The 17,827-nt window shown below is 31.2% G+C and carries 14 protein-coding genes and 1 CRISPR repeat array; of the genes, 2 read left to right on the top strand and 12 right to left on the bottom strand.

The window, feature by feature from the left end; all coding sequences use genetic code 11:
- Positions 1-171: 171 nt before the first annotated feature.
- Positions 172-480, top strand: a complete 309-nt coding sequence (locus ACYUJ6_RS03235; protein ID WP_461844435.1) for a hypothetical protein — start codon at positions 172-174, stop codon at positions 478-480.
- Between the two features lie 315 nt (positions 481-795).
- Here the strand turns inward: ACYUJ6_RS03235 and ACYUJ6_RS03230 are convergent, their stop codons facing one another.
- Positions 796-1,239 carry a hypothetical protein gene (locus tag ACYUJ6_RS03230; RefSeq protein WP_461844434.1) on the bottom strand — a complete coding sequence of 148 codons (444 nt, stop codon included), beginning with the start codon at positions 1,237-1,239 and terminating at the stop codon, positions 796-798.
- Positions 1,240-1,249: 10 nt separating this feature from the next.
- Positions 1,250-2,086: a 4Fe-4S binding protein gene (locus ACYUJ6_RS03225; protein ID WP_461844433.1), complete on the bottom strand. Its 837-nt coding sequence runs from the start codon at positions 2,084-2,086 to the stop codon at positions 1,250-1,252.
- Positions 2,087-2,402: 316 nt separating this feature from the next.
- Between ACYUJ6_RS03225 and ACYUJ6_RS03220 the strand changes: the two genes are divergently transcribed.
- On the top strand, positions 2,403-3,647 hold the full coding sequence (locus tag ACYUJ6_RS03220) for an IS110 family RNA-guided transposase (RefSeq protein ID WP_461844432.1): 1,245 nt from the start codon (positions 2,403-2,405) through the stop codon (positions 3,645-3,647).
- A 393-nt stretch (positions 3,648-4,040) separates the two neighbouring features.
- A CRISPR array of direct repeats spans positions 4,041-6,461; the repeat unit is 30 nt; unit sequence ATTTCAATTCCTCATAGGTAATCTAAAATC.
- Between the two features lie 203 nt (positions 6,462-6,664).
- Here the strand turns inward: ACYUJ6_RS03220 and cas2 are convergent.
- From cas2 to lepB, 10 genes are all read right to left on the bottom strand, one after another.
- A complete protein-coding gene (gene cas2 / locus ACYUJ6_RS03215) occupies positions 6,665-6,928 on the bottom strand; it encodes a CRISPR-associated endonuclease Cas2 (RefSeq protein ID WP_461844431.1) in 264 nt (87 codons plus the stop codon).
- Between the two features lie 3 nt (positions 6,929-6,931).
- On the bottom strand, positions 6,932-7,924 hold the full coding sequence (gene cas1b, locus ACYUJ6_RS03210; RefSeq protein WP_461844430.1) for a type I-B CRISPR-associated endonuclease Cas1b: 993 nt from the start codon (positions 7,922-7,924) through the stop codon (positions 6,932-6,934).
- A 9-nt stretch (positions 7,925-7,933) separates the two neighbouring features.
- On the bottom strand, positions 7,934-8,407 hold the full coding sequence (gene cas4, locus ACYUJ6_RS03205; RefSeq protein WP_461845425.1) for a CRISPR-associated protein Cas4: 474 nt from the start codon (positions 8,405-8,407) through the stop codon (positions 7,934-7,936).
- Positions 8,408-8,437: 30 nt separating this feature from the next.
- Entirely contained in the window at positions 8,438-10,954 is a 2,517-nt protein-coding gene (cas3, locus tag ACYUJ6_RS03200) for a CRISPR-associated helicase Cas3' (RefSeq protein WP_461844429.1), read from the bottom strand.
- Positions 10,942-11,700 carry a CRISPR-associated protein Cas5 gene (cas5, locus tag ACYUJ6_RS03195; protein WP_461844428.1) on the bottom strand — a complete coding sequence of 253 codons (759 nt, stop codon included), beginning with the start codon at positions 11,698-11,700 and terminating at the stop codon, positions 10,942-10,944. The genes cas3 and cas5 overlap by 13 nt, the downstream gene beginning before the upstream one ends.
- A 4-nt stretch (positions 11,701-11,704) precedes the next feature.
- On the bottom strand, positions 11,705-12,760 hold the full coding sequence (locus ACYUJ6_RS03190) for a CRISPR-associated protein (protein WP_461844427.1): 1,056 nt from the start codon (positions 12,758-12,760) through the stop codon (positions 11,705-11,707).
- A 2-nt stretch (positions 12,761-12,762) separates the two neighbouring features.
- Positions 12,763-14,784: a TM1802 family CRISPR-associated protein gene (locus ACYUJ6_RS03185; RefSeq protein WP_461844426.1), complete on the bottom strand. Its 2,022-nt coding sequence runs from the start codon at positions 14,782-14,784 to the stop codon at positions 12,763-12,765.
- A gap of 143 nt (positions 14,785-14,927) precedes the next feature.
- Positions 14,928-15,377 carry a hypothetical protein gene (locus ACYUJ6_RS03180; protein ID WP_461844425.1) on the bottom strand — a complete coding sequence of 150 codons (450 nt, stop codon included), beginning with the start codon at positions 15,375-15,377 and terminating at the stop codon, positions 14,928-14,930.
- Entirely contained in the window at positions 15,352-16,212 is an 861-nt protein-coding gene (locus tag ACYUJ6_RS03175; protein WP_461844424.1) for a transposase, read from the bottom strand. Before ACYUJ6_RS03175 ends, ACYUJ6_RS03180 begins: the two co-directional genes overlap by 26 nt.
- 790 nt (positions 16,213-17,002) lie before the next feature.
- Positions 17,003-17,536: a signal peptidase I gene (lepB, locus tag ACYUJ6_RS03170; protein WP_461844423.1), complete on the bottom strand. Its 534-nt coding sequence runs from the start codon at positions 17,534-17,536 to the stop codon at positions 17,003-17,005.
- Positions 17,537-17,827 lie beyond the last annotated feature (291 nt).

Below are 17,827 nucleotides of genomic sequence, written 5' to 3'. Positions count from 1 at the left end.
CAATAGCATTTTGATCCCCGAGAAAAGAAACAAGCTGGAGACTAAAACTCAAGTATCTTCATAAAATCTACATATTAATTGTGTATTATATAATAGGAAATAACTATTTTAGTGTTCAGCTTGTTAAATAAATAATAAGTTATTAACTATTTAAGTGGGTGATAATAAATCATGATAAAAATTGACAACAAATCTTTGAATTATGTTCAAGGCAAAAATTTATGTTTTGTAGCATGTGTTAAAAATACGTCAATAGATTGTGACTGTGGAAATATCCATAACAATGTCAAAACTCTTAAAATCAAGGTTTTATTTGAAACGGAAGTGTCAGACAAAGAACTATATGATGTTTACGAATACCAGGGTGTCAAATTGTTTGTCTTAAAGAATTTAAAAGTTACTGGAGATATAAATGTTTATCAAAAAACAAAAATACCTTTTATGAAACCTAAGTTTGGGCTGAAAGGTATTACAGCTTAATTATAAGCAAAGGCCAGGCTCTATTTTTTAGATGATTTATTACAATTTCTCTGCCATTTTCCCTGGCCCCTGCAGCTTATATTAAGAAACATATTATTGATGCACCTGTAAAAGAAATGTGCTGCAACCATTTTGTAACGTATAACACAAAGCAACCGCTATTGTACTTATTAACTTTCATTGCTGAAACTGATACCATCAAATAAATTCAAGTTTAATTCTAATAAATCTTGATCTGAAATGTTATCATTATTAAGAAATAAAATATAAAAGCATATTTAAAGCATTTAAAAAAATAATCCCTATGTATTGATTTTAAGAACAACAGTATACAAATAAATACAGTAATAAAAAAACATATACCCCCCATACAGGAACATTTAAAAACTTTGCAACAAGACCTTCATCATTAATAGCAAACGTTTCCTTGTTGTTAATAAATATTAATAGTAAATAAGGTAACAATCTTGTGAAACACATTGTTATAGTAAAGTACATCCAAACATATGCATTTCTTTTATTTTTAAAAATGTAAATTATAATGCACCCAGCTAATGCTAATAATAAACTAATTACAGGCCCTCCAAGGCATCCCAATAAACTTTCTGAACCATTTATGGATTCTGTATAAATAAAATTAAATTTTGCAGGTATTCCACTTAGCTGGTATCCTACCAAATGTCCAAGTTCATGAATTGGTGTTGCAATTAATGTAATTATTGCACAAATAAATTTACTAAATTTAAAGTTTATATTCACATGAATCCTCCTATAGAATTTTTAACTTATCAGGTATTCTATGTTCACAGGGTACATTTATCTGACATTTCCCACAACCATATCTAGGTCTGTATTTTTCAGCTGTCTCATTCAAGAATTCAGAACATATATTATGGTTTTTCCCGTTTTTTATGGATATTGCATTAACTGGACAATTTTTTATACATTTACCGCACATTAAGCAGTATTCATATATATCTTTGTATTCTCTAATATCAGCTGGCAAATATAATTCTGTGAGAATACTTCCAAATCTTCCGGCCATACCCTTTTGTGTTATAAGTCCCTTAGAAAGTCCAAACGTACCCATTCCACATACAAAAGCTGCATGTCTTTCAGACCAATTACTTGTAAATGATAGTCCCGGGTGAGAGTTACTGCCAGATGTTACCGCCCAGAATCTTTTATCTAAAGAAGGTACAACACTATTGTATCCTTCATTCACCAGTTGTGACTTTAAATGCATACAAAGTTTATTCACTAACTTCTGACCTTCAATACGCCCATGCAGCCATCCTGCGGAAGGCCATGACATATTCTCCCCATTTCCCTGCCTAACAGCTTTACTAAAGGGCAAAAAAAATGATATAACAGTTCTGCATGATGAAAGCCATTCTTTTGGAGACAAAAAATGCTTTCCAATAGCTGATGGTTGTTTCAATAATGAAAAATACTTGTCATCTGCATTTCCAAATGCTAAAATTGGTTTTTCAAAAATCTTCATTCCTATAATATTTTCTGAAATAGCTGTTTCCTCTGTTATATAATTGTCTTCGGAATTCTCCACAAAATCTCCAGCATTTTTTATTAAATCTTGTCTATTCATTTATATACTCATTCCTTTCGCTTCGCTCAAGGCACAAAACGTAATGAAAATACTTGGCTTCAAGCGAGTTTTTGTTTTATTATTAAACCATAGGGATTTTGGTATACTACAAATCACGGGGGGGTGAGTGGGCTGTCTGACTTGTCAGATAACCGTATTTATATATGTGTAGACGGCCTCTTCAAGCACAAATAAGTGTACCTTTGAGTACGTAACCTTATCTTTGTTTAAACAATCTCGTTTAAATGCCAGGCTGTCAGTCAATGCACTTTTCCCTATAATTTTTTAGAACTTCTTAGTTCAGAGAGGAGTCCCTATGGCTTTAAAAATCGTGTATAAAATCTGTTGTGGAATTGATGTCCACAAAACTTTTGTGGTTGCATGTATTGCTTCCACTAACAAGCAAGGTATTACTACCTACAGGAGCCATCGCTTTTCTACCTACACGAGTGGTTTGAAAGAGCTGTTACAATGGCTGCTTGATAATAATTGTAAGGATGTATGTATGGAATCTACAGGTAAATACTGGATTCCCGTGTACAACGTCTTGGAAAAAGGCTGTTCTATTGTACTCGCACATCCTAAATACGTTAAGGCTATTCGTGGTAAAAAAACTGACAAGAAAGATGCGAAATGGATTGCTGACCTGTTTAAGCATGATCTTGTTGCCGGTAGCTTTATGCCCCCTGCTGATATCCGTCAGCTGCGTGACCTTATGCGCTATCGTTACAAACTAACCTGCTTTATGTCAAGTGAAAAGAACCGTCTCCAAAATTGCCTTACAGTTTCTAATATTCAATTAGGAAATGTTGTTTCAGACACTTTTGGTAAAAGTTCTATAAGAATTTTAGATAAGATCCTTGAAAATCCTTCAAATACTTCTTTTGACATTGAACCTTTAATTCATGGCTCTATGAAAAATAAAATTCCAGAATTAGAGCTCGCCGTTGATGGTTATATTACACCCCAACAGGCTGGTAAATTAAAAATTATCAAAAGTCATTTGGAAAATTTGGAATCCCGGAAAGCAGAGTTAGAAAAACTGATTCTTGCGCTCGCCAGTCCCTATCAGCAAGAACTCGACCTAATTCTAACCGCTCCATCATTTAAGAATCCTTTCTCTGCAATCACTGTTATTTCAGAGATTGGAGTAAATATGGAGGCTTTTCCTTCGGCGAAACACTTATGTTCATGGGCGGGTCTTACACCTACCAACAATGAAAGTGCAGGGAAGAAAAAATCTGTCCGGGTTTCCAAAGCCGGATGCTATATCAAACCACTTTTAGTACAATGTGCTAATTCTGTGGTAAAAAGTGAAAAGCATCCTGAAATCCGCAATCGCTATCTCCGCATAAAGAAACGTCGCGGTCATAAGAAGTCAATCATTGCAATAGCAAGAATGCTTCTAACAGCATTATACAATATGTTAAAAAATAAAGAAACTTATAATAATGAACTTTATAGAAAGTCAGACATTATCCCTGTTGAACGTGAAATCACAGTAGAGCAGGCTATTTTAATGGCACAGTTCCAAGGTTATAAAATCAAGTCAGCTACCTAACCTTAACTTGCTAAATATTTAGTTTTTAAAAAGTCATCAGAGGATGGCTTGTTTGTCATACACTTTTATTCTAGTAGTAATTCATGCTTTAATTTTCAACCTTCCATCCCCCCATATAATGCAGCTATACATTTCTGCTCCTTTTCAAGTAATAGATTATATTCAGTTTTTCTCTTTTCATATTCTTTTAGTGGCAATATCAAATATTATATCTTCTAACTCAATAATTTTAAGTTATCCTTTATTTATCAACTAACTATAGAAATAAGCGTTCGGCACTTATGAAGAAAAAAGGGAATACCACAAAGTAATACAATTTAAATACATCTCATGTCGTTACTTTTCTATTTATCTCATCTCAATCAGGACTTTTTATTGCAAAATAAAGAGAACATTTTAATTTCTTATAGGTATTCTAAAATTCAAAATGCTTTGGCCCCTTGCAAACTCATTCTTGAGTTTCAATTCCTCATAGGTAATCTAAAATCGAAGAATGTCCTAATGAATATTTAAAGCTTATAGCATATTTCAATTCCTCATAGGTAATCTAAAATCTAGAGTGGTTTTCTCTTTCCTTGTTCACACCATCTATGATTTCAATTCCTCATAGGTAATCTAAAATCCTAATCCATAACCAGAAGGTGCAAAATCATCAGGATTATTTCAATTCCTCATAGGTAATCTAAAATCACTCTACCAAGAGCAGTTATACCCTTTATAGGATCGTATTTCAATTCCTCATAGGTAATCTAAAATCTACTTTAGTTCCGCTTCCAAAGTAATCATTTATAGATTTCAATTCCTCATAGGTAATCTAAAATCTCTCAAGAGATTTGACAGTGTTTCTAATTTCAAAGATTTCAATTCCTCATAGGTAATCTAAAATCATAATGACATTGGAAGAGTTCTTGGAGATCGGTTATAATTTCAATTCCTCATAGGTAATCTAAAATCCCGCCTTGCTTAATTACTTCTCCAGTTTCAATATTTTATTTCAATTCCTCATAGGTAATCTAAAATCAATAATAACTATATACAACTTGTCCTAAAAGTGCTAATTTCAATTCCTCATAGGTAATCTAAAATCTGCCAAGGGTGGAGCACAATTAATTATACGATTTGATGGATTTCAATTCCTCATAGGTAATCTAAAATCTTTCGAGCATATTGGTGGGTAGCTTGCAAGATAGCGGATTTCAATTCCTCATAGGTAATCTAAAATCCCATCTTGTGGATTAGGATATTTTGTTGCTATATCTGATTTCAATTCCTCATAGGTAATCTAAAATCCGGGGCTTCATATCTGTAGTCATAACAACTATCTGGATTTCAATTCCTCATAGGTAATCTAAAATCCTCCTTCCTTATATATCAATATCCTCAAAACATTTTTATTTCAATTCCTCATAGGTAATCTAAAATCCACCACGATCCTCTCCTGTTCCATGCCCAAAATCAATTTCAATTCCTCATAGGTAATCTAAAATCAATACAAGGTGTATATGCTACATGGGATTCTAACAGATTTCAATTCCTCATAGGTAATCTAAAATCCATCAATAAATCAACGCATCTAAATTCACTGTCAACATTTCAATTCCTCATAGGTAATCTAAAATCAAATCTTCGTCTGTCTCTGGCATACAAGAGCTAAAAATTTCAATTCCTCATAGGTAATCTAAAATCCGCTGTAGAGGAGTTATCATTAGCATTTATATAGTTAATTTCAATTCCTCATAGGTAATCTAAAATCAATGATTTCGATTTTGACAATAGAACGGTTGAGGTGAAATTTCAATTCCTCATAGGTAATCTAAAATCTTCACCAACATATTTTTATTTGTGCTCCACCGCCGAATTTCAATTCCTCATAGGTAATCTAAAATCCGCAATAGAGCATAACTTATCTCCGGTTCCTACTGATTTCAATTCCTCATAGGTAATCTAAAATCAGATATAGCGGAACATTTTGATTGGCACAAATTATTATTTCAATTCCTCATAGGTAATCTAAAATCTGAATGAAAAGTTAGATTATAAGCCAACACAGGATAATTTCAATTCCTCATAGGTAATCTAAAATCTTGAAGATGGCACCATAGATGGAAAAGAAAATTGTAATTTCAATTCCTCATAGGTAATCTAAAATCATACTAATAGAAGTTGACTATACACACTTTACCAGATTTCAATTCCTCATAGGTAATCTAAAATCGGATAAAGCTTTTTATCTCACTAGAGACTACCTTAAATTTCAATTCCTCATAGGTAATCTAAAATCCATATATTCTATCGCCGATATGTTTTCTTATATCCAATTTCAATTCCTCATAGGTAATCTAAAATCGCTGGATGGAATAAAATATCTGAATGTTATGTAGATTATTTCAATTCCTCATAGGTAATCTAAAATCTATATTTAATTAGATCTAAAGTAAACTACAACTTTAAATTTCAATTCCTCATAGGTAATCTAAAATCGCATATGGAGACGTGTAAGAAAAATACCCTTTGAATAATTTCAATTCCTCATAGGTAATCTAAAATCTGATTTTTCTAAAAAACAAGATGGAACAGCCGCACAAAATTTCAATTCCTCATAGGTAATCTAAAATCCAGTCCAAGGACATCACAGGACAACATTGAAATGCTATTTCAATTCCTCATAGGTAATCTAAAATCTACTATTTCAAGGAATACAATTCAAAACAATTATAGATTTCAATTCCTCATAGGTAATCTAAAATCAAGTACAGTACATACGGCGCCAACTATAGTACAAACATTTCAATTCCTCATAGGTAATCTAAAATCCCATCAAATAAAGCATACATCAGCTTATTCAAAATTGCAATATCCAAGAAAATTTCTACAATAGTTTCAAAAATCAATCTTAACCCGCAAATTAACTGGAAACATAAAAATTGTCGACCCACGGTAATTTTTACTCTATTCAGGGTCGACGACATAAAACTTAAGATAATCCTAAAATGTTTTTGAAAATTAAGCAGGCCATTTTATAAAAATATATCCTGTTGATTTTTCGACACTCCAAGAACCTCTCTATTGGAATATTTAGTGCTTTTAAAAGTATATATTATCACCGAATCCTCACTGCTTACCATGATGTCAGAAAGCTGGCACTTTAATTTCTTTAAATTAGCCATGCTTATATCTCCTTCAAAAACTGAATTTTGAACCCAGGTTAAATACTTTCTGCATATTTTAAGAGCGCGGCCTACGCGCTTTTCTCCAAAATCATAGACAAGTATTACAAACACCAATTACCACCTCGCAACAAAGCCATTATATGGTTCATCCTCAGTTATATATTTTTGAAGCTTATACAATTCAAGCCTTATTATACGTTTGTAGCTGACAGCAGTTCCTATTTTAGGGTGCTTTATTGTGGTTAAAAGTTTATTGTTGTACTCCTCTATAAACTTTTTTCTTCCTTTATCATTCAACATTATACCATTAAAATCAGATTCAAAATCTTTTTCCGTCAGCTCATTCCTGTTGAGAATGGTGAAGATAGTTCTGTCCACTATTATGGGCTTGAATATTTCAGCTATATCAAGATTAAGTGAAAAACGCCTCATATTTGTGGAGTGAAGGTATCCTATCCTTGGATCCAGCTGGGTTTGGTATATTCCTCCTAAAACAGTAGTATACATCATGGAGTTTCCAAAGCTGATAAGTGCATTTATCTTGTCCCTTGGAGGACGCTTGCTTCTAACTTTAAAAGCAAATTCCGAATTCTTTATTATCTTTGAAAAACATCCATAATATTCCTGCCTAATATTGCCCTCAACTGCCATGAGTTCTTCTATGGTCCGGCAATTTTCCATAAATTTTTTCTTTTCTGCTATATCTTTAAGTTCTGATTCTACATCCACACCCCTGCTGTTATAATATTTCAAAATCACAATTATGTTTTCCACTGCAGTCTCTATTATCATCCTGGCTATTTTAAGCCTCTTTTCATAATCAAGATAATTTTCAGCCTGCTTCAATATGACATATCCGGAGTTTAAATGCTCCCTTGGGTAGAAAGTTCCAGTATAATATCCATAATAATTAAAAAAATGTATACATATTTCTTTTTGGGATACAAAATCAAGAAATTTCTTATTTAAATTGATTTCACCAAATACCCAAATATTATTTAGCTCCTCCACGGGCAAATATTTTTTTCTGCCGCCAGTTTCAAAATACACGGTATTGTCTTTTCTCTTCAAATCCCCATCATTAAAAATGTAAATATCCTTTTTCATCTCTGCCTCCTATGAATAACAATATTCCCTATAAGCACAATTCCTGCAAAACCTTATCTTCCCAGCAGAAGGAGGACGTTTAAGTGCACATATTCTTTCTATATCCAGACACATTTTTTGAAGACATTCCCGGGATTCATCAGTCAGGTTCACTTCTGTCCTCTTTTTCTCCTCCGGATACAGCAAAACCCCCTTTGCTTCTATTCCGGCTTCTTTTAACTGATTTAGATAATACATAAGCTGCCATTTTGAGGCCTCAGCATATTTAGAAGTTTTCTTTGTCTCCCCAATTGTTATCTGATTTTTGGATCTGAAAAGCACGTCGAATTTAACATTTCCGAAGCTGATTTCCTTGCTGTTTCTCTTATATGTACGTTCATGTATAAAACGGCCTATGTCTATATTTTCATTCTGCTGATCAGGCACTATGGCCCTTGACATAAGCCAGACCTCCCGCTTGCACACATTGTAGTACCAAAGCATGGTTCCATTGACCATACAAAAACACCTCTTTTAAAAAATATATGCATCATTATTTTCACTTTTATATCCTGTATCTTTATCATAATATTGATCAATTTGATCTCTAGAAATCCAAAATAAATTGGATTCAGCTCCACCTCTTGCCTTAAATTCAATAGGTCTATTATCCTTAATTCTTGTTAATCTAACCTGTATAATATAATCGCTCAATTTACCGTTAATCAATTTAAGAAGCGCTTTTTTTTCATAAAAACTTATATGCTTTCTGTATCTAATAGCTAAATTTTCATCTATATCAATAATTCTTAAATCATAATCAATTTTGTCACCAGACTTTAAAACTGCCTCATAAGCATCTGCAATTTCAGAAGCTTTTGCATCATTTTCAACGAATACATCCACTACATCTTCTAGTTTATCTATCAGCCTAAATTCTTCAATAACATCAAAATTTAATCTCAATATTCCTTCATTCCATATAGTCTTTGATTCCTTATAAAATCCATCCTCGTCTAATTCCATATTATAATATTCTTCTGTTAATTCACCATACTTATCTTCATGAATTTCAGGATATTTTTTTAAAATACCTTTTGTCAATTTCAAATTCATTAATTGGTATACATAGTCATTATCATTCTCAAGCTGTACAATATATAAAGGGCAATATTCTGTTTTTTCATTTTCCCTATTTATTCTGCCTGCGGTTTGTATTATTGAACATATGGGGGCAAAATCTCTAAACCCCATATCAAAATCCAAATTGACACCTGCTTCTATAGTTTGTGTTGATACCAAAATAAGAGGAACTTTACTTTTTAATTTTTCCTTTAGTAAACCAATAACTTTTTTTCTTTGTTGTGGAATAATATTGGTGGACAAATAATATACTTCTGTGTTTACTCCAAGATACTTAATTTTTTCTTTCAATTCATTATATACTTCTATACTTCTTTTTATTGTATTTACAACAATCAAAACTGATTTTTCATTGTCCCATTTTTGAAACATCAAAGATACAAATTCATCATTAGTCAATTTTTTATCCAATAAAGGAATAAGTTTAGTTCTATGCAAATTCTGGAAATAATTCTTATAGTCATGGAGTAATTGAATTGAATTGTCAATTTTAAATTCATCCTTTAAAATTAATTTGCTGAATTCGAGAATCTTAGGCTGAGTTGCAGTCATCAATATGAATTTTGTACCATAATATTGATTCATCTTTTTAAGAACCGCCCCAATCAGCGGCATATATTTTTCCGGAACTGCCTGAATTTCATCAAGTATTATAATGCTTCCCGACATTTTATTTAACTTTTTAAGCGGTCTATTTTTACCTGTAAATATGGATTGAAAAAATTGTACAAATGTTGTAAGTATGACATCTCCATCCCATGCTTCTACATCAAGCAATGCTTTATCAAGGGACATATTTTTATTATTTACACTTTTGATATTTGAAAAATCTGAAAGTCTATGATGAATAATCAGTTTAAGTTCATCATTAAAAACATTCTCATATTCTATTTTATTTTGCTCAATAATATTTATAAATGGAATTGCAGATATAATTCTTGGATTATAATTCATAATCTTACTTATTCTTTTCTGAAGCATAAGCGCACATTCAAGTGATGACAAGGTTTTACCTATTCCAGTTGGTGCAGTAATAAAGAAAAATCCTGTATTGACTATTTGAGTATCTGAAAGATTATTTATTACATTAATCATTGTTTTTCTTGATTTGTTTCTTTTATCATTTAAATCAATTTTACCTCTATTAGCAGGCTTTGAATTTATATATTTTTCAACTTTGTCAGGAGAAACCCTCTTAACTTTATCAATATTAATCTGCGAGGAATTTATTTTGTCATTATCAATCAATACGGAAAAAATATATATTATAAAGAAGAACAAATAATCCTTCTCAAATCTTCCTTGATTTACAAGAGTAGGTATTCTGGTAAACAGTCTGTCTTTCTTTAATTTTTCAATTTCAAAATGTTTATCTTTTATTTCGTTCTCCAAATTACTATCTTTTAATATTTGAATTTTATTTTTAAACAAATTATCTCTTTCAGTCAGTAAATTATCCCATACACTATTTTCACGACTGATGCTAAATAAACTATTGTCAACTTTTAAAGCTTCATGATGAAGTCTGACCACAACATAGCATAAAAATTTTAAAATTTCTTCCTCAGTTGAATTATTATTGCTACCTAAAACTTTATCTTTTAAAAAAAGATAAATTATACAGGCGGAAACAGGTGCATGACTCCTAAACCTGGAATCTTCACCCTTAACAAGATAATCCTGAAAATAGTTTGTATACTTTCCCATATCATGCAAATATCCTATCCAATAGCACAGATTTTTCATTTTGCTATTGGAAATGACATCAAAATTTACTGTTGGAGGTATCTGATATTTCGATAATTCAGCAACAGATTTCAAATGTTCATTTAATAACTGTTTTGTATCTTTATTTTTATCATAATGAGCATAGTATTCCACTTTATCACTTCCAATCAATTTATCCATACAATTGAAGTACCATTGTTTAATTCTATAGACTGGTTTATTTTTACTTTCACAGCTGTACCATTTAAATTTACTAAAACATCGTTCAACCCATTTTGAGTTATCTCCCTGTTATTATCAAATTCAGCAGGAATTTTTTCCTTAATCAGCTGCAATGGCTCATCTATTTCATCATCAATTATTAACTCCAGTTTTCTATTCATCGGAATAATTGAATTCATCATTTCTATTCCTTCTCCATGCTGCTCCCCCTCAAAAATGCCGCAGGGCTCTATCCATCCAAGATTAAAAGCAGTTCCCAATCCCAAGGATATTCCCTTGCTCAAATATATAGGCTCATTGCATCTGCATATGTCTACTATTTTTTTCATTATGAAATCATCTTTATGATGAACCCATATTTGATAGCATAAGCAATTATCTCTTATATTTTGAGGTACAATAAACTCAAGATTTGTCTGACTGTGATTCTCTTGACTTCCATTAAAATCGTTTTTTCCTTTAATCATAAGATAATTTAATTTCTGCATAACTTTTTTCAACGGGCTGCAGATAGCAATTGCAATATCACATTTATCTAAAGAAAAATCCTGATAATAAGTATCCCTTTCATAGCCAAGCAAACCTGCTATAATTCCTGTTACAGTTGTTCTCGGAGGTATACAGTAGGATAAAGCAGTTGAATTTGAATAATATTTTCTGAAATGAGCCATTTTTCCCTTTAAGTAAAAAGAAAATATTTTCATAACATCACTCACCCACGTTCTTTATAGGGGATAATAAATCTACATCTTCAAATTTGGGAACATTTATAAAATTACTTTTATCTGCAATTGGGTTAATCCAACCTACCACATTCTCTACATATCCCCTGCTTTTTAAAAGATCAATTACATTGGAAAGCCCACCAAAATCTACTTTTAAATCATTCAATGATCTTATAGGCCTATTTTTTTCATCATAAGTTGTCTTTATAAACCTTCTTAAATCTCCAAGATACCCATCAAATTCAGGTTTGTATACTACTTCAAAATAAAATAATGGAAATTGACCCTGTTTACTATCCGTTTTATTGGCCATGATGCTCTGAACAATTGCTTTTCTGAATATGTCCAGATCTTCAACTGTCATACCTGTCTTCTTTGCACTGTATTTATTTACTGTACCATAATGAGCTACAAGGGCATAATATATCTTATATTTATTTCCAAATGTAGAATTATCATTATTCATTATTGAAGTTATACTATTAGATTTAACAAGTTCCACGGGATGAAGCGAGTATCCCCAATTCATCTGAATAGGTCCTGTGTATGTCTTATTTACATTTTTAACTGCCATAGCACTTCCAAAAAGTCTTATATCAATCAATTCTCTTTTGACTATCTCTGTTAAAAAAATATTATTAAATTCTAACAATTCTTTCTTTTTATCATTCACTGCTTTTTTATAACTTTCTTTAAAATCCTTATCAGGATACCCTAAAGCATCCCACGCTTTCTTTACTTCATCATCTTCCCTGAAGAGTCTTCGAATTTTATCATCATCATTGAACCATTTATCTCTAATATACCCAAACATTTTATCCATATCAACCTTCTTATTATCGATCATATCAATAAATATAGAGAACCCTTTATTTTTAAGAAAATCTCTAATGTCTCTTTTCCTTCTTGCATCACTCACAAGTAAAGTATTTGTTTCATAATCCATCCTGGGCTTATTTTCTTGATCAGGATCTCCGTTACAGTTGGAAAATATTCCCTCAAATCCAAATAAAAAATCACTGTTACTACTAATAATCATAATCAATTCTCCCCGCTTTCATTATTCTTTAATTCTTTATTTTGTTTTTTTGTATTGCCTACCATATAAGAATATCCCGCCATAATATAAAACACATTGGCCTGATCGCTCAATGCCCAATTTTTTTCATCCAACACCCCGGAATATAAATGAAATCTATTCATATACGCTTCATTAAATATGTCTAATGCATTATACTGGTTTAATCTTTCAATAACATCATTATATAATCTATAAATTTCTGAGCACTTCATGCCCTGAAATTGTATTTTCTTAAGTATGGGTTTGGTCTTATGCTCACGTTTCCACTGCTCATAGGCTATTTTATTAATCAATATACCTAAATAAAATAATGCTTTCGCCTCATTTGAAAACTTTTGTGAAGACAAGAATTCTTCAATTTCATTTATCGATTTATTAACATCATCTGACATGGTATTTATAGTACCCATTTCATCCCTCTCCTCTCCGTTAAAAACTTCTCTATTTAATAATTTCAATTCCTGTAATGATTTAAAAAATGCAATATACTTCATAGTGATATTTTGAATAAAATAATCTTTTGAATCAATTCGTTTATAATACTGTAATTTCATATTCCTATAATTATCCATTAATTTCTTATCTAGCTGCTTACAGCCCTTTTCCATAGCTTCATTTGCATATGAATATATATTTTCGCTGTCTATTATCTCACCGCACAAGATTGATTTATACAAGTCCAAAACTCGTCCAATATTTATCTGATTATGCTTTTTATCTTCACGTACAGGAATTATTCTATATACATCACTTATATGCATAATATTAGTTTTTTCTCCATATCTGAGTGAATTATTGCTTAAAGCTCGAATTATCTTTTCGATTCTGAGTGTTGGTACATCTTCTATAGTTTCAATTACATCAATTGACTTCCCATCTGTTCTATATATTATAAAATTAACGCTATAAAATTTAACATCATCAAATACACTTGAATCCTTAGTAGTTTTAATGAAATCATTAGTTTCTGTACTGTTAAACAGTAAATCCACCTTATTTTTTAGCTTGTAAATCTTTTCATAATCAAAATTACTAACTATCCCCTCTGGCAAAATAAATGCAAATTCACCTGCAAGCTTTCCAACAAAATTTTGCTTTATAATATGGGCACCAGACATCAATTTTCTATAACAATTCTGACAAAGTGAATAATTATCATCATAGCTAAAATTTTTATTTATCTGAGAATAGTTTTTAGTAGTTATAGTAAATACTTTATTTATGTTTACTCTTTTAAGCTTTCCTAAATATCCAGAATTTACGTCTGTTCCATTTTTACCGCAAATATAGCAGATTCTATTTTTACTATTTTTTTTCTTTGTGTCATAATCTTCAAGATTTAAGGCAATTTTAACAAGTCTTAAATAATCTTTATGCTGTGAAATAATTATTTCATTTTTACCTTTAACAATAGTAGGAACAATCATGACAAATTTATTTCTTCTATTATTATTATCTATAAATTGTCTGACAAAATTATCAAAGCTTATCTTTTTTTTATCAACAAATAAATTTTTATGTTCTAAGACAATATCTTTGTCCTCATACCCTTTAATCTTATTTAAGTTTACACTCCCCTGGCCCTTTTTATTTTCAATTTTAATCAAATTTCTTTTCTCAAGAAGTTTTAATAATTCAGCTAGTTCACATTTTCCCATATCATATCTATTAAGACAGCCATATAAATCACTAAAACTACTTCCCAAAAGATAATGTAAACTTTCTGTATTCCTAGTCATATAAAATTGTGCAGCCGCTGAGGAATTATTTCCGAAGTAATAATATTTATAACATGATTCTTCAGTATATGGCTCTTTAACATCAAAATATATATTGTTATCATTAATGTTAAATATTAGATAAACTACAAATGGATTATCACCATCTTTTATATTAATCTTCTCAACTATGGAACCATATTCATTTTGATTTCCATCTTCACAACTTGAACCTATATAAGTTGTTAAAAAAGGTATATTCATTGATCTCACCTCTGTAAATTAATTTTATATATTTCAAGCTGGAGTCTCATAACCAAGGTTTCGATACAGCCTTTTATAATTATAATATTTCAAGTAGCTTTTGTTCTGTTTGGAATCTGGAAGTCCTCTCCGCTTAAAATTGCTCATGAAAATGTATTTACCAAATTAGAACCTGTTTTATATTTTAGAGCTTCCGTCTTTGTTCTCACATATGGTTGTGGCTCAAAGTTTTTACCGGATTCCTGTTCCATTTTTTTAAGATAATCAAATGCATTTGTCATACCACCATCATAACCTTGTTCATATATTGATTTTATAGTTTTACTCTTGCTATAACCATTATTAAGACATTGTACAATATAGTCACGATAAACATCTAACTTGCTTTGGCGGATTCCATATTGATAAAGCAGCTTAGGATCTCCAGTTCTATATTTACTTACTGTATTTCTGCCAATACCTAATCGCCGTGCTATTTCACGGCCACTACAACCTTCCTGACTGAATTTTTGTATCTGAAGAATAAGTTGATAACGTTTGTTATGAAAAGAGTGAAAGTTATCCACATCAGATATGGTTTTTTTTATTGTCATCCGTAATTTCTTCCCGTAAACCTGTGGATACAGTTTCATTTTCATGTGGAATGGCAATAGTGGCAGGCACTTCTCGATTAAGGGTTTTTTTGATTGCTTCCAGAAGATTTTGATGTAAATGAAATCTATCTGCAACCTGCATTATATCCGGAAGTTCTTCGGCGATGACCTTTGCATACGCACTAGCCCTATCCCTTGTAATCGTCTTAATTTTTTTATTGTTTTTCAGCCATTGCCGTAAGCTTTTTCCATCCCTACCATCCAGTATGTCAATGGGCCGATGACTTTTTTCGTCAACTATAATTGTCCCGTATGTATGTCTCTTCTTGAATGCAAAATCATCTATACCAATTACAGATCCGTATTCAAATTCAGGCTGCTGCTCATAACGATTTATTAGAAGACGAATGATGGTATCTCCACTGATATCAATACCTATTAACTTACATATGCGAGAAGCCCCTTCACAACTTGTCTCCAGTGCTAATGTGCAAATAAAATCTTCCAGCCGCTCTGTTTTCCGGCTGTATGGATTAAGAAATCCATGATACGTCTCAGCGATAGTGACCACATCACAGTCTTCATTATCGCAGCAATAATCATGAGATGTAATCTCCAATAAAACACCCTTCCCAAGTATAGGAAGATCCTGGACTTTCCTTATATACGTTCCATGATAATGATTTGATATTGTATGACATCTAGGACATTCACAGCTGTTAGCTTTGGATTTCAACTTGATGAGAATTTCATTATCATTGTTTTCTATATCAGTTACGATAAACGAATCTTTAGGGAAAAATGAGCTTATTTCAAGAGCATTTATGGCAAGCATTAACATACACCACTTTCAAATTTGATATGTCTATTATATCACTTTCTTTTATGAAGAAATACAGAAAAACGGAATTTTACGGATGAACCCGATGGTGCGAAATATTCACCTCTTTTGCAGCGTCAACAGCATCTTTCATATTAAACACCTTTTTTATGTCTCTTTTATTAAGTAGTAACATTTTAACATACTCCTTTGTTCTAAATACTTATTTATTTGTTTTAAATTCTTTAATAAGCATTGTTACTTCTGAATATAATACAACTGCTTCTACAATCCATTGCAATATGGAAACATTATTATATAAATTCCTCTGATATATAGAAAATAATTTCCTGTATATCTGGGGAATTTAAGGAACGTTAAAACCACCAATTAGCTATTATACTAATTGGTGGTTAAGAAATTCCTAACTCATCCAAGCACTCTGATTCTATCTGAATATTTATCACCTTTTTTCAATTACCTTCTAACAAGCGTTACACTACAAAATTTATTTTTCATATACACTTCTAGTGGATAGATTTAATTACTAGCTTACCTTTCAATAAATAACTTACTTCTAAAACTTTACCTGTATATTTCAGAGCATTTACAAAAGTTATTTATCCCTTCTTTTTTCAACATTATTATAAATAAACTATTCATGATCATTTTTTTACTTAACTTTTTATTTTTTAAAATACTTTTCCAAGTACTCTTCTGAGTTAGGATTAATAAGAAGAAAGTCTACCCTTCTTATTAATTTCATTATGTAGTAAACGTTTAATCAAGTCAATATTTTTTTATATTATTTAAAATGGTGTATATTTTTAAAAGGATACACCCTTAAAATCACATGTCCCTTAATATCCCTTAAATTTACAGGTCCGATTATTCTACTGTCGGTGCTATTTCCCCTGTTATCTCCAAGTACAAAAATATATCCCTCAGGTACAACATATTCCCCTGTAGAGGAATTAGGCTCAGTGACAACTCCCTTGGGAAGATAATTTTCAGTAAGAACTTTTCCATTTAAATAAACCATTCCCGACTTTATCTCAATTTTATCTCCAGCTATTCCTATAACCCTTTTTATATAGTTGTCCTCATTTTCATCATTTGAATTAAAAACAACAACTTCTCCTCTATTTATATGTCCTGTTTCAGTACTTATCTTTTCCATGAATATAACATCTTTATCATTAAAAGTTGGCTGCATGGAAGGTCCTATTACATCTGCCCTGGCAAAAACATAACTTCTAAATACAAGTGCAAATCCAATAGTCAGAATAATGCAAAGAGCATATTCCCCCGTTTGCCTAAAAATTTTTTTGCTTTTCACAATACCCTTCCTTTCAATAATATACAGTGTACCTACTTGTACACTAATTTATTTTATATGTAATCTATGGCTTCATCTCTATCCATATTCACTTTACCTGTTTCTATTATAACATACCTTTAAATTCCCTGGTAATGGAACATATCAATATGATATTTTAAGCAAATATATTAAATTCAAGTGGAAAGTTCAAAATCAAAATTCAGCTCTCCATCAGAAAAAAGGCATCGGGATTAATCATTGAAATATGAAAACTATATTAAGAAGCTGACACTATAAATCCTGTGCCAG

It is taken from the genome of Clostridium sp. JNZ X4-2, from assembly GCF_054889485.1.
The sequence above is the reverse complement of the archived record's forward strand: the minus strand, read 5'-3'. Positions and strand labels throughout refer to the sequence as shown.

Excerpts from the sequence above, each read along its gene's own strand:
- ACYUJ6_RS03235 (WP_461844435.1), top strand. The coding sequence starts at position 172 with ATGATAAAAATTGACAACAAATCTTTGAATTATGTTCAAGGCAAAAAT.
- ACYUJ6_RS03225 (WP_461844433.1), bottom strand. The coding sequence starts at position 2,086 with ATGAATAGACAAGATTTAATAAAAAATGCTGGAGATTTTGTGGAGAAT.
- ACYUJ6_RS03220 (WP_461844432.1), top strand. The coding sequence starts at position 2,403 with ATGGCTTTAAAAATCGTGTATAAAATCTGTTGTGGAATTGATGTCCAC.
- cas1b (WP_461844430.1), bottom strand. The coding sequence starts at position 7,924 with ATGAAAAAGGATATTTACATTTTTAATGATGGGGATTTGAAGAGAAAA.
- cas4 (WP_461845425.1), bottom strand. The coding sequence starts at position 8,407 with ATGCTTTGGTACTACAATGTGTGCAAGCGGGAGGTCTGGCTTATGTCA.
- cas3 (WP_461844429.1), bottom strand. The coding sequence starts at position 10,954 with ATGGATAAATTGATTGGAAGTGATAAAGTGGAATACTATGCTCATTAT.
- cas5 (WP_461844428.1), bottom strand. The coding sequence starts at position 11,700 with ATGAAAATATTTTCTTTTTACTTAAAGGGAAAAATGGCTCATTTCAGA.
- ACYUJ6_RS03190 (WP_461844427.1), bottom strand. The coding sequence starts at position 12,760 with ATGATTATTAGTAGTAACAGTGATTTTTTATTTGGATTTGAGGGAATA.
- ACYUJ6_RS03185 (WP_461844426.1), bottom strand. The coding sequence starts at position 14,784 with ATGAATATACCTTTTTTAACAACTTATATAGGTTCAAGTTGTGAAGAT.
- ACYUJ6_RS03180 (WP_461844425.1), bottom strand. The coding sequence starts at position 15,377 with ATGACAATAAAAAAAACCATATCTGATGTGGATAACTTTCACTCTTTT.
- ACYUJ6_RS03175 (WP_461844424.1), bottom strand. The coding sequence starts at position 16,212 with ATGCTTGCCATAAATGCTCTTGAAATAAGCTCATTTTTCCCTAAAGAT.